This window comes from Nocardioides sp., assembly GCF_036405735.1.
Lineage (GTDB): Bacteria > Actinomycetota > Actinomycetes > Propionibacteriales > Nocardioidaceae > Nocardioides.
In genome coordinates this window covers 1-13,007 of record NZ_DASWXC010000005.1, presented here as the reverse complement: position 1 = coordinate 13,007, position 13,007 = coordinate 1, and the positions used below count along the sequence as shown (strand labels likewise).

The 13,007-nt window shown below is 70.9% G+C and carries 9 protein-coding genes; 8 read left to right on the top strand and 1 reads right to left on the bottom strand.

Features of this window, described 5'->3' with window-relative positions:
• Positions 1 to 57: 57 nt before the first annotated feature.
• The 6 genes from VGE38_RS00620 (at position 58) to VGE38_RS00595 (ending at position 7,961) form a co-directional block, all read left to right on the top strand.
• The gene (locus tag VGE38_RS00620) at positions 58 to 1,668 is read left to right on the top strand and encodes an amidohydrolase (protein WP_331140593.1); all 1,611 of its coding nucleotides are present in this window, start codon (positions 58 to 60) and stop codon (positions 1,666 to 1,668) included.
• A gap of 122 nt (positions 1,669 to 1,790) precedes the next feature.
• The gene (locus VGE38_RS00615) at positions 1,791 to 3,221 is read left to right on the top strand and encodes a gamma-aminobutyraldehyde dehydrogenase (RefSeq protein WP_331140592.1); all 1,431 of its coding nucleotides are present in this window, start codon (positions 1,791 to 1,793) and stop codon (positions 3,219 to 3,221) included.
• A gap of 172 nt (positions 3,222 to 3,393) precedes the next feature.
• Entirely contained in the window at positions 3,394 to 4,494 is a 1,101-nt protein-coding gene (gene dxr / locus VGE38_RS00610; RefSeq protein WP_331140591.1) for a 1-deoxy-D-xylulose-5-phosphate reductoisomerase, read from the top strand.
• Positions 4,491 to 5,840 carry a M50 family metallopeptidase gene (locus VGE38_RS00605; RefSeq protein WP_331140590.1) on the top strand — a complete coding sequence of 450 codons (1,350 nt, stop codon included), beginning with the start codon at positions 4,491 to 4,493 and terminating at the stop codon, positions 5,838 to 5,840. Before dxr ends, VGE38_RS00605 begins: the two co-directional genes overlap by 4 nt.
• 17 nt (positions 5,841 to 5,857) lie before the next feature.
• Positions 5,858 to 7,024 (top strand): flavodoxin-dependent (E)-4-hydroxy-3-methylbut-2-enyl-diphosphate synthase, encoded by a 1,167-nt coding sequence (gene ispG, locus VGE38_RS00600; protein WP_331140589.1) that lies wholly within the window; start codon positions 5,858 to 5,860, stop codon positions 7,022 to 7,024.
• A gap of 88 nt (positions 7,025 to 7,112) precedes the next feature.
• The gene (locus tag VGE38_RS00595; RefSeq protein ID WP_331140588.1) at positions 7,113 to 7,961 is read left to right on the top strand and encodes a GNAT family N-acetyltransferase; all 849 of its coding nucleotides are present in this window, start codon (positions 7,113 to 7,115) and stop codon (positions 7,959 to 7,961) included.
• A gap of 56 nt (positions 7,962 to 8,017) precedes the next feature.
• Here the strand turns inward: VGE38_RS00595 and VGE38_RS00590 are convergent, their stop codons facing one another.
• Complete coding sequence (locus tag VGE38_RS00590; RefSeq protein ID WP_331140587.1) at positions 8,018 to 10,153, bottom strand: hypothetical protein; 2,136 nt, start codon at positions 10,151 to 10,153, stop codon at positions 8,018 to 8,020.
• 182 nt (positions 10,154 to 10,335) lie between these two features.
• Here VGE38_RS00590 and VGE38_RS00585 point away from each other — a divergent pair, with 182 nt between their 5' ends.
• Both VGE38_RS00585 and VGE38_RS00580 read left to right on the top strand, forming a co-directional pair.
• Positions 10,336 to 12,114: a proline--tRNA ligase gene (locus VGE38_RS00585; protein WP_331140586.1), complete on the top strand. Its 1,779-nt coding sequence runs from the start codon at positions 10,336 to 10,338 to the stop codon at positions 12,112 to 12,114.
• Positions 12,115 to 12,116: 2 nt separating this feature from the next.
• On the top strand, positions 12,117 to 12,833 hold the full coding sequence (locus VGE38_RS00580) for an HAD family hydrolase (RefSeq protein ID WP_331140585.1): 717 nt from the start codon (positions 12,117 to 12,119) through the stop codon (positions 12,831 to 12,833).
• The last annotated feature ends 174 nt before the right edge of the window (positions 12,834 to 13,007 follow it).

Sequence of the window (13,007 nt, the reverse complement as noted above, 5' to 3'; positions counted from 1 at the left end):
TGCCAGCGTCGGCTCCAGTGTGCAGAAGACGTGCAGAAGAGATGGTAGGAACGCACCATGGTCACGACGGTGTTCACCGGAGGCGCGCTCTTCGACGGCCGGCGCCACGTCGCCCGGCTCGGTGCCGTGGTCGTCGAGGACGGCGTCATCGCCGCCGTGACCGACGAGCCGGTGCCGGTCGGCCGAGGCGTCCGGCACGTCGACCTGGCAGGCGGGATGCTGCTGCCCGGCTTCACCGACGCCCACGTGCACGCCGTGCAGGGCGGGCTGGAGCGCATCCGCTGCGACCTGTCCGCGCTCGACACCCGCGAGGACTACCTCGCCGCGGTGGGAGAGTACGCCGTCGCGCACCCCGACCTGCCCTGGATCGTCGGCGGCGGCTGGGCGATGTCGGCCTTCCCCGGCGGCGCGCCGACCGCCGCCGACCTCGACACCGTGGTGGCCGATCGGCCCGTCTTCCTGCCCAACCGCGACCACCACGGCGCGTGGGTGAACACCGCGGCTCTCCGGCTGGCCGGCATCACCCGCGCGACGCCCGACCCGGTCGACGGCCGCCTCGAGCGCGACCCCGCCGGCGAGCCGACCGGCACCCTCCACGAGGGCGCCATGGACCTGGTCGCCCGCCACCTGCCACCGACGACCGCAGTCGAGCTGAGGGAGGGGCTGCTGGCCGGACAGGCCTACCTCCACGCGCTGGGCATCACGGGCTGGCAGGACGCGATCGTCGGCGCGTACGCCGGCATGCAGGATCCCGGCCCGACCTATCTGGCCGCCGCGCGGGCCGGTGAGCTGACGGCCGGTGTCGTCGGCGCGCTGTGGTGGGACCGCGACCGCGGCCTCGAGCAGATCCCGGAGCTGGTCGCGCGCCGGGCGGAGCTCAGCCACGGCCGGTTCCGCGCCACGAGCGTGAAGGTGATGCAGGACGGCGTGGCCGAGAACGGCACCGCCTCCCTCTCGACCCCCTACCTCGACCGCTGCGGGCATCCGACCGGGAACGCCGGGCACTCCTTCGTCGACCCCGCGCTCCTTGCCCGGGCCGCGCCGGCCCTGGCGGCCGAGGGCTTCCAGCTCCACATCCACGCCATCGGCGACGCCGCCGTGCGCGAGTCCCTCGACGCACTCGCGGCGATTCCCGATCCGGCCGCCGGCCGTCACCACCTCGCCCACCTGCAGGTGGTCCACCCCGACGACGTACGCCGCTTCGGCGAGCTGGGGATCGCGGCCAACCTGCAGTCGCTGTGGGCGTGCTACGACGACCAGATGGTGGAGCTGACGATCCCGTTTCTCGGTCCGGAGCGCTCCCGCTGGCAGTACCCGTGGCGCGACCTGCAGCGGGCCGGCGCCCGACTCGTGGCGGGCAGCGACTGGCCGGTGAGCACGCCGGATCCGTGGGCGGCGATCCATGTCGCGGTCAACCGGGTCGAGTTCGGGACGAGCGCGGAGGCGTTCCTGCCCGAGCAGGCGCTGACGCTGGAGACCGCGCTGGCGTCGTACACCTCGGGGAGCGCGTGGGTGAACCACCGCGACGACGCCGGCGTGATCGCCCCCGGCAAGACGGCGGACCTCGTGGTCGTCGACCGCGACCCGTTCCTCGCTCCGGTCGAGGAGATCGCCGCGACGCGGACCGTGTCCACCTGGGTTGCCGGGCAGCTCGTCCACCTGTCCTGACTGGCCCAGGCGGTCGGGCACGACTGTCGGGCACGTCCGCGCAGAGGCGCGTCGCCGACGAAATCCGCGTCGGAAGGCCGCAGGCTCTACAGATTCCGTTGTCCGGTCACTAGGCTCCCGTCATGGCCGACCAGACCTTCAAGAACGTCATCAACGGTGAGCTCGTCGACGCCCTCTCAGGCGAGACGTACGACGTGATCGACCCATCCACCGGAGAGGTCTACGCCCGGGCGCCCATGTCGGGGGCCGAGGACGTCGACCGTGCCTACGCCGCGGCGGAGGCGGCCTTCGAGAGCTGGGGAGACACGACCCCGCGTGAGCGCTCCGAGGCACTGCTCAAGATCGCGGACGCCATCGACGCGCGCGCCGAGGAGATCTGTGCCGTCGAGGTCCGCGACACCGGCAAGCCCGTCGCGCTCACGATGGCGGAGGAGCTGCCGCCGAGCGCGGACCACTTCCGCTTCTTCGCCGGCGCCGCGCGCGTCCTGGAGGGCCGCTCGGCGGGGGAGTACCTCAAGGACCACACGTCCTGGATCCGTCGCGAGCCGGTCGGCGTCGTCGGCCAGGTCACGCCGTGGAACTACCCGCTCATGATGATGATCTGGAAGATCGCGCCGGCGCTGGCCGCCGGCAACACGATCGTGCTCAAGCCCAGCGACACCACGCCGGCCTCGAGCACCCTGCTGGCCGAGATCTGCCAGGAGTTCCTCCCGCCCGGGGTGCTGAACGTCGTCACCGGCGACCGCGACACCGGCCGCGCGCTGGTGGCCCACAAGACGCCGCAGATGGTGTCGATCACCGGGTCGGTGCGTGCCGGCATGGAGGTCGCCGGCGCGGCGGCCGCCGACGTCAAGCGGGTCCACCTCGAGCTCGGCGGCAAGGCGCCCGTCATCGTCTTCGACGACGCCGACATCGAGTCGGCCGCTGAGGCGATCGCGGGTGCGGGCTACTTCAACGCCGGCCAGGACTGCACCGCCGCCACACGGGTGCTGGCCGGCCCCGGCGTACATGACGAGTTCGTCGCCGCGCTCACCGAGCAGGCCCGCAACACCAAGACCGGCATGCCCGACGACGAGGACGTCCTCTACGGCGCGCTCAACAACGCCGACCAGCTCGCCCGGGTCGCCGGGATGGTCGACCGGCTGCCCGACCACGCCCGCGTCGACGCCGGCGGCCGCACGATCGGGGACGCCGGCTACTTCTACGAGCCGACCGTGCTCTCGGGCCTGAAGCAGGACGACGAGCAGGTGCAGACGGAGATCTTCGGCCCGGTCATCACGGTGCAGCGGTTCACCGACGAAGGGGAGGCGCTGCGCTGGGCCAACGGCGTGCAGTACGGCCTGTCCTCCAGCGTGTGGACCAAGGACCACGCCCGCGCCCTCCGGATGAGCCGGAAGCTCGACTTCGGCGTGGTGTGGATCAACACCCACATCCCGTTCGTGTCCGAGATGCCGCACGGTGGGTTCAAGCACTCCGGCTACGGCAAGGACCTGTCGATGTACGGCCTGGAGGACTACACCCGGATCAAGCACGTGATGAGCTACATCGGCTGAGCACCCGCTGAGCACCCCAAAAGTGGAGCCTTCTGCCACGTCCTGCTCCAGCAGGGTGGCAGAAGGCTCCACTTTTCCTCGCGGCTTGGGCGGGGCCGACCGGCGTCAGTCGTCGCAGCCGTACCCTGTCATGCGTTTCGGCAGCGTGGAGTGCGACTGGGAGGATGAGCACGTGCAAGACCGTCGCGACGTCGTCATCCTCGGCTCAACCGGATCCATCGGCACCCAGGCGCTGGACCTGGTGCGCGCCAACCCGGACCGGTTCCGCGTCGTCGGGTTGACGGCCGGTGGCGCCAACCTCGAGCTCTTCGAGCAGCAGGTGGCCGAGTTCGCGCCGGCGTACTCCGGCCTCGGCGAGGCGGCGAGCGTCGAGGCGGCCGGCATGGCGTCCGACGTCGTCCTCAACGGCATCACCGGCGCCGTGGGGCTACGGCCGACGCTGGCGGCGCTCGACGCCGGCACCACCCTGGCGCTCGCCAACAAGGAGTCGCTGATCATCGGCGGCCCGCTGGTCAAGGAGCGCGCCAAGCCCGGCCAGATCGTGCCGGTCGACAGCGAGCACAGTGCGATCGCGCAGTCGCTGCGCGGCGGCACGCCGGAGGAGGTACGACGGCTCGTGCTCACCGCGAGTGGCGGACCGTTCCGCGGGCGGACCCGCGGCGAGCTCGCCGACGTGACGCCCGAGCAGGCGCTGGCCCACCCGAACTTCGCCATGGGCCGGGTGATCACGACCAACTCGGCGACGCTGGTCAACAAGGGCCTGGAGGTGATCGAGGCGCACCTGCTCTTCGACGTGCCGTTCGAGCGCATCGACGTCGTGGTCCATCCCCAGCAGATGATCCACTCGATGGTCGAGTTCGTCGACGGCGCCGTGGTCGCCCAGATCGGGCTCCCGACGATGATGGTCCCGATCGCGATGGGGATGGCGTGGCCGGCGCGCGTTCCGGACGCCGAGACGCCCGTGGACTGGACGAAGGCGGCGGACTGGCGCTTCGAGCCGCTGGACGACGAGGCGTTCCCGGCCGTCGCGCTGGCCCGCGAGGCCGGCACGCGAGGCGGCACCGCCCCCGCGGTCTACAACGCCGCCAACGAGGTCTGCGTCGACGCGTTCCACGCCGGCCGGCTGGCCTTCACCGGAATCGTGGATACCGTCGCGGAAGTGCTCGCGGCGACCACCGCGGGCGTAGGCTCGGCTGCGCTCACCGTCGATGACGTGCTGGCAGCCGACCGGTGGGCGCGTGCGGCTGCCGCGGACCTGATCGGAACCCCATGAGCATGCTCCTCTACGCCGCCGGCGTGGTGGTGTTCGTCCTCGCCATCTTGGCCTCCATCGGCCTGCACGAGCTCGGCCACCTGGTGCCGGCCAAGGCCTTCGGCGGGAAGGTGACGCAGTACTTCATCGGGTTCGGGCCCACCGTCTGGTCCCGTCAGCGCGGCGAGACGGAGTACGGCCTCAAGGCCATCCCGCTCGGCGGCTACGTCAAGATCGTCGGCATGCTCCCGCCCGGTGCGGACGAGCTCGGCGAGCGCACTCCCGACGGGGCCCTCAAGGTCCGCCGCTCCAACACCGGCCTGTTCACCCAGCTGGTCTCCGAGGCCCGAGCCGCCGAGTGGGAGCTGGTCGGCACCGAGGACGCCGACCGGCTGTTCTACCGGATGCCGTGGTGGAAGAAGGTCGTCGTGATGGCCGGCGGCCCGACGGTCAACCTCCTCATCGCCTTCGTCGCGTTCGCGATCCTGTTCGCCACCTACGGCATCAAGGAGCTCGTCGCCGACGACGGCCCGCCCGTGCTCGAGACCGTCGCCACGTGCGTCGTGCCGTTCGAGGAGACCGGGCGCGAGTGCACCGACGCCGATCCGATGGCGCCGGCGTACGAGGCCGGGCTGCGGCCGGGCGACACGATCACCTCCTTCAACGGCACCCCGATCACCAGCTGGGACCAGCTCAAGGGCCTGGTGCAGCGCAACGCCGACGGCACCGCCGTGATCGGCTACGAGCGTGACGGCCGCTCGTTCACCGGCGCGACCAGCACCACCGTCGAGGCGCGCCCGGTCTCGGCCGAGGACACGACACTGCGCCAGGTCGGCTTCCTGGGCGTCAGCCCGACCACCCACGTCGAGACCACCACCGGCGGCCCGGTGTTCACGCTGCGCGAGATGGGCCGGATGACCGTCGACAGCGTCACCGCGATGGTCCACCTGCCCGTGAAGGTCTGGGACGTCGCCCAGGCGATCGTCGGCCTCGAGGAGCGCGACCCCAACGGGCCGATGAGCATCGTCGGCGGCGGCCGCATCGCCGGCGAGACCGTCTCGAGCGAGCGGTTCGAGACCACCGAGAAGCTGGCCGGGCTCGCCTTCCTGGTGGGTGGCTTCAACCTCTTCATCGGCCTGTTCAACTTCGTGCCGTTGCTGCCCCTGGACGGCGGCCACATCGCCAGCGCGCTGTGGGAGGCCGTCCGCCGCGGCGCGGCCACGCTGACACGTCGGCCCGACCCGGGTTACGTCGACGCCGCGAAGCTGCTGCCGGTGGCGTACGTCGTCGCCGTCTGCATCACCGTCATGGGCGCGGTCCTGATCGTCGGTGACCTGGTCGTGCCAGTTCACCTTCCGACCGAGTGATCGCGCAGAATGGAAGCATGACTGCCATCTCGCAGGGCCCGATCTCCCTGGGCATGCCGGCGGCGCCGCCGCCGGTGCTCGCTCCCCGCCGACCGACCCGCCAGATCCAGGTGGGCAAGGTCGGCGTCGGCAGCGACCACCCGATCTCGGTGCAGTCGATGACCACGACCCTGACCTCCGACGTCAACAGCACGCTGCAGCAGATCGCCGAGCTCACCGCCGCCGGCTGCGACATCGTGCGGGTCGCCTGCCCCAGCCAGGACGACGCCGACGCGCTGCCGGCGATCGCGCAGAAGGCGAACATCCCTGTCATCGCCGACATCCACTTCCAGCCGAAGTACGTCTTCGCCGCCATCGAGGCCGGCTGTGCCGCCGTCCGCGTGAACCCCGGCAACATCAAGAAGTTCGACGACCAGGTCAAGGAGATCGCCCAGGCGGCCTCGGACCATGGCACCTCGATCCGCATCGGCGTCAACGCCGGCTCGCTCGACAAGCGGCTGCTGGAGAAGTACGGCAAGGCCACGCCTGAGGCGCTGGTCGAGTCGGCGGTGTGGGAGGCGAGCCTGTTCGAGGAGCACGGCTTCCGCGACTTCAAGATCTCGGTCAAGCACAACGACCCCGTCGTGATGGTGCGCGCCTACGAGCTGCTCGCCGAGCGCGGCGACTGGCCGCTCCACCTCGGTGTCACCGAGGCCGGCCCGGCCTTCCAGGGCACCATCAAGTCCGCGACCGCCTTCGGTGCGCTGCTGAGCAAGGGCATCGGCGACACCATCCGGGTCTCCCTGTCGGCCCCGCCGGTCGAGGAGGTCAAGGTCGGCATCCAGATCCTGCAGTCGCTCAACCTGCGTCCGCGCAAGCTCGAGATCGTCTCGTGCCCGTCCTGCGGGCGCGCCCAGGTCGACGTCTACAAGCTGGCCGAGGAGGTCACCGCCGGCCTCGACGGGCTGGAGGTGCCGCTGCGCGTCGCCGTCATGGGCTGCGTCGTCAACGGACCGGGGGAGGCCCGCGAGGCCGACCTCGGCGTGGCCTCGGGCAACGGCAAGGGTCAGATCTTCGTCAAGGGCGAGGTCATCGCGACCGTGCCCGAGTCGAAGATCGTCGAGACGCTCATCGAGGAGGCGATGAAGATCGCCGAGACCATGGATCCCGTGGAGGGCGCCGGCGCCGAGGTCAGAGTCGGCTGAGTCGGCTGAGGCGGCTGGGTCGGCGGATCGTGCGCCGTACGGCGGTTCCGGCTGCGCGGCCCGTGGCCGTGCGCACTAGGCTCGTGGCGTGCTCACGACGCGTCACGGCATCCGCCCCCTCGGGCCGGCGGACCTGGCTGCGTTCCTGGAGCTGACCGGCCGCCGCCCGGTCGTCAACGTCTTCGCGGACTACCGCGCCCGCACGACCCGGCTCGAGCCGCGCTGGCTCGGCGGCGAGGTGTGGGGACGGTGGCTCGGCGGCGACCTCGTCGCGGCGTGCCACGTCGGCGCCAACCTCGTTCCCATCGAGGCCGACGAGGACGACGCCCGGGCCTTCGCCGAGCGGGCGCAGGCCCGTGGCCGGACGGTGTCGACGATCGTCGGTCCGCACCTGCCGGTGAAGGCATTCTGGGACCAGGTGCAGGGCGCCTGGGGCCAGGCGCGGGACATCCGCTGGCAGCAGCCGCACCTGGAGCTGGTCGGCGCGCCCCGCCTGGAGCCGGACCCGCTGGTCCGGCGGACGACGCGAGCCGACCTGGACGCGGTCTACCCGGCCTGCGTGGCGATGTACACCGAGGAGGTCGGCGTCTCCCCGGAGGTCGGCGGCGGTGCGGAGCTCTACCGCGCCCGGATCCTGCAACTGATGAGCAAGGGCTGGTCCTTCGCGCGCTTCGACGACGACGGGCGGCTGCTGTTCAAGGCCGAGGTGGCGTGCGCGACGCCGTACGCCGCCCAGATCCAAGGGGTGTACGTCGCCCCCGACCGCCGGGGCCAGGGACTGGCCTCGCACGGCATGGCCGCCGTGGCCGACCTGGTGCGCCGCGAGGTCGCGCCCGTGGTCTCCCTCTACGTCAACGACTGGAACGCCGCCGCTCGGCGGGCCTACGAGCGGGTCGGCTTCGTCGAGACCGCGCGCTTCTCCACCGTCATGTTCTAGCCGCGAACGCGCCTCGGCCGGGCCCCCGCTGAGAGGGCCCGGCCGAGACGGTCTCGCTACTGCCTCTTGCCGTTGGCGGTGTTGGTCACCGTGAGTGTGTAGTCAGCGTCCAGGAACGTCAGGTCCCCGGTCGGCAGGTTGGACACGATCGTCGCCATGTCCTGGTTGCGGCCGTTGGCGCACTTGGTGTCGAGCCCCGTGAACGTCACGGTGTCGCCGAGACCGCGGTAGACGTGGTTGCCGGCCTCGTCCACGATCTCGCCCGTCGACGTGGTGCCGGGGGTGAGGTCGCAGGTGGCCACGACCTGGAGCGCCCAGTTGTTGTCCTGGGTGCCGGTCGTCTGCGTCCAGTCCGTCGAGCTGAGCGTCGCCTCGGCGCCGTTGACCATCACGTCGTCCACGAACCAGCCGGTGTCGAGGTAGGCCGCGTCGGTCGAGTAGCGGAACCGCACGTCGGTCGCACCGGCGGGCAGCTGCGCCGTCAGGTGGACGTAGGTCGGCTCGTCGACGAAGTACTCCCCGCCCGAGGTGCCGGTCAGGCCGTTGCCCTCGGTGTTGTTGCCGTGCGGGTCGTCGTTCGTGGTGACGGTGGCGCCGCTGTCGTCGACGAGCGGGACCGTGACCCACTCGCCGCCGACCAGCGCCTCGACGAAGCCGTAGTCCCAGCCCTCCTCGATGAAGTGCCAGGTCCAGAAGTCCAGCGAGGTCACCGCTCCAGCAGTGTCGACGTCGAGGATGTTGTCGGACTGGCTCTCGTAGCCGCCGTACCAGTGGGTGTCACCGGTGTGCGGCGCCACGACCGTCACGGGCTCGCCGGTCAGCGTCGCGGTCACCGTCGGGCCGGGGTTGCGGAAGCGCTCGATCTGGATGCCGTACGGCAGCGCGGTCGGGGCCTGGCCGTTGGGACGCTTGTTCCACTTGGCGTCCGGCTGGGCGCCCTGGTTGCTGCCCCGACCCTCCCAGAAGTTCTGGTCCGCGATGTCCATCGTCCAGCTGGTGTAGGCCGGGTCGCCGAAGTCGACGGCCTTGATGTCGAACAGCTCGCTGTCCTCGTCGTCGAGGTACACCGCGACGGCCCAGTTCTGGTAGACGGTCGCGAAGTCGGGCACGTCGGCACCGGTCTGGGCGTTGAAGGCGTCGATCGCGGCCTGCACGCCCTCGACCCCGTCGGCCTGGTTCTCGAAGATCATCTTGATCAGCAGGTCACCACCCGCGCCGTCGTACTCCAGGTCCGGCTCGTAGGTGCCGTCGCCGTTGCCGCCGGCCTGCTCCCACAGGTACTGGAAGAAGGTGTACGCCGCGCCGTAGTTCTCCAGCCCGCCGCCCCACCGGGTCAGCGACGTCTCGGCGTAGAACACCTGGTGGTAGGTCAGGTGCGAGCCGCCGACGTTGTAGCCGTTGAGGAAGACCGCGAAGTCGGCCAGGCCCTCGTCGACCCACGAGAGCTCGCCCGGGTCGCTGTAGTTGTGCAGCAGGTGCTCCAGCTCGTGCGCGATCACGCCCTCGTAGAGCTCGGGCTGGTCGTTCTCGGGGTCGTCGTCGTTCCACGGCGAGTCGGCGTCCCCGATCCGGTTGGCCCAGTCGAAGGCGTCGATCACGATCACGTTGGCGCCCACGGACTGGATGAAGTCGGGAGCGAAGTAGCCGGCGGTGTACGTCGTCTCGGCGCAGTCGTAGTAGTTCTCGTCCTGGACGTTGTAGACCACCATCACCAACGAGTCGCTGGCCGGGTCCGTCGGGTTCGCCGCGTCCATCGGGCCGAAGTGCTCCTCGTCGACCGCGACGATCTGGCTCGACAGCTCGTCGCCGAGGTAGTCGATCTGCGCCTGGCTCAGCGCGAAGTCGTCGACGCTGCGCTCCGCGCACGGCGTGAACTCGTCGGCCGGATCATGGTCGAACGCCGGGTCCAGGCTGTCGACACCGGTCGGTGCCGAGCCGTCGAGCGGGGTGCCCTCCGGAACGTAGATGTAGACCGGCGTGCCGTCCGGCGTCGTGCCGGAGTAGGCACGGGTGAAGTCCTGGTCGTAGGTCCCGCCCGCGGCGCTGTCGTTGATCGGCAGCGTCATGGTCGGGTCACCCGGCGCGGCGGCTGCGAGGGGCACCGGCCCCAGGGCGGCGCCCGCGAGTGTCAGGGCGATGGCGGCAGTGCCACAGGCGATGGTGCCGGATGTCCGGCGCAACAGATGGTTCACCGAGAAATTCCCCTCTGCCAGCGTCCTCCCGAGCGAGGACGACGAGTGGGGTCAGTGAACCACCGCAACGCTTCCGGGGGTAGAGGCTGTTTCCGCGCTACCCCGGTCTGGGTAACGGAGGCGTACGACGAGGCGGGCATGTGGTTCGCGGGCGGCCGACGCGCCGCCGTACCCTTGCCGTCATGTTGCTGCGGATGTCGACCCTGTTCGTGCGGACCCTGCGAGAGGACCCCGCGGACGCCGAGGTGGCGAGCCACCGGCTGCTCGTGCGGGCCGGCTACATCCGCCGTGCCGCCCCGGGCATCTACACCTGGCTGCCGCTCGGGCTGAAGGTGCTGCGCAAGATCGAGGGCATCATCCGCGAGGAGATGGACGCGATCGGCGCCCAGGAGGTCAGCTTCCCGGCGCTGCTGCCCAAGGAGCCCTACGAGGCGACCAACCGCTGGACGGAGTACGGCGACGGCATCTTCCGGCTCCAGGACCGCAAGGACGCCGACTACCTCCTCGGCCCCACGCACGAGGAGATGTTCACGCTGCTGGTCAAGGACCTCTACGGCTCCTACAAGGACCTGCCGCTCAGCCTCTACCAGATCCAGACCAAGTACCGCGACGAGGCGCGGCCGCGCGCCGGGCTGCTGCGCGGTCGCGAGTTCACGATGAAGGACTCCTACTCCTTCGACGTCGACGACGCGGGGCTGGAGGCGAGCTACCAGCGTCACCGCGAGGCCTACGTCCGCATCTTCGACCGGCTCGGCTTCGACTACGTCATCGTGAAGGCCACCTCGGGTGCCATGGGCGGCTCCGCGTCGGAGGAGTTCCTCGCGACCGCCGAGGTCGGCGAGGACACCTACGTGCGCTGCACGAAGTGCGACTACGCCGCGAACGTCGAGGCGGTCCAGGTGCGGGCGCCGGCCCCCGTGGCCGCCGAGGTCGTCGAGGCGATCCCGGCCGCCCACGCCGAGGACACTCCCGACACCCCGACGATCGAGTCGCTCGTCAACCACCTCAACGAGCGGTTCCCGCGCGAGGACCGGCCCTGGCACGCCGGTGACACCCTCAAGAACGTCCTGGTCGTGCTCAAGCACCCGGACGGCACCCGCGAGCCGCTCGCCATCGGTCTCCCCGGCGACCGTGAGGTCGACCAGAAGCGGCTCGAGGGCCAGCTCGAGCCGATCGAGGTCGAGCCGATGGACGAGAGCGAGCTCAGGAAGCACCCGAGCCTGGTCAAGGGCTACATCGGCCCGGCCGTGCTGGGGGAGGAGAGCGAGTCCGCGATCCGCTACCTGCTCGACCCGCGCGTCGCCGAGGGCACGCGCTGGGTGACCGGCGCCAACGTCGCCGGCCAGCACGTCATCGACCTGGTCGCCGGCCGCGACTTCACCGCCGACGGCACCATCGAGGCGGCCGAGGTCCGCGACGGGGACGCCTGCCCGCACTGCGACGAGGGCGTCCTGGAGTCGGCACGCGGCATCGAGATGGGCCACGTCTTCCAGCTGGGGCGCAAGTACGCCGACGCGCTCGGCCTGCAGGTCCTCGACGTCAACGGGAAGCTCGTCACCGTCACGATGGGCTCCTACGGCATCGGTGTGACGCGTGCGGTCGCCGCGATCGCGGAGAACACCCTCGACGAGATCGGGCTGTGCTGGCCCCGGCAGGTCGCGCCCGCCGACGTCCACGTCGTCGCGGCCGGCAAGGACCCGGCCGTCTTCGCCGCCGCCGAGCAGCTGGTCGCGGGCCTCGTGGCCGCGGGCGTCGAGGTGCTCTACGACGACCGCGAGGGCAAGGTCAGCCCGGGAGTGAAGTTCAAGGACGCCGAGCTGATCGGGGTCCCGACGATCGTGACGGTCGGCCGCGGTGTCGCCGACGGTGTCATCGAGATCAAGGACCGCCGCACCGGCGAGGTCGCCCAGCTGGCCCTCGACGGCGCCGTCGAACGGCTGACCGAGCTCGTCCGGGGCTGACGGTGGCGGGCGCGATCGACGCGGTCATCTTCGACTGGGGCGGGACGCTCACGCGCTGGCACGACGTCGACTTCCATGCGGAGTCGCTCGCGCTGGCCGCCGCGGTGGTGGCGACGCCGTCGACCGACGACGACCGCCAGCTCCACGCTGGGCGCCTCCACGAGGCCGGCGCGACAGTGTGGGGCTGGTCCCGCGACGAGCAGCGCAGCGCGACCATCGGCGACCTCTTCGACGTCGCGGGGCTCGAACACGACCCGGAGCTGCTCACGGCGTACTACGAGTTCTGGCTGCCGCACACCGAGACCGATCCCGACGTCAGGCCACTGTGGGAGGCGCTGCGTGCCGACGGCATCTCGGTCGGCGTGCTGTCCAACACGATCTGGCCGCGGGAGTGGCACGTCGGCTACTTCGAGCGTGACGGCGTCTACGAGCTGGTCGACGGCGACGTGTACACCTCCGAGATCCCCTGGACGAAGCCGTCGCCGCACGCCTTCCAGGCCGCGATGGCGGCCGTCGGCGCGACCGACCCCTCGCGCTGCGTGTACGTCGGCGACCGGCTCTACGACGACGTGTGGGGTGCTCAGCAGGCGGGCCTGCGCGCGATCCACGTCCCGCACAGCACGATCCCGCCGGAGCAGCTGGGACGGGCCGTCGGCGTGCCCGACGCTGTCGCCCACCGGCTCTCCGACATCCCGCAGATCCTGGCCAGGTGGCGCTGATCGTTGCACTTTTATGCAATGCAGAGAGTTGAGGCGTTCGTTCCATAGCCGTCTCTGAGCGTGGGTTGCATGATTGTGCACGAGGAAGAAGCCGTCGGTCCCCACAACGGACGGTCCTCACGACCTTGTGTCCAGGTCTGAAGTGGCCCGCGAACCGCCTGCCCCGGGGGACAT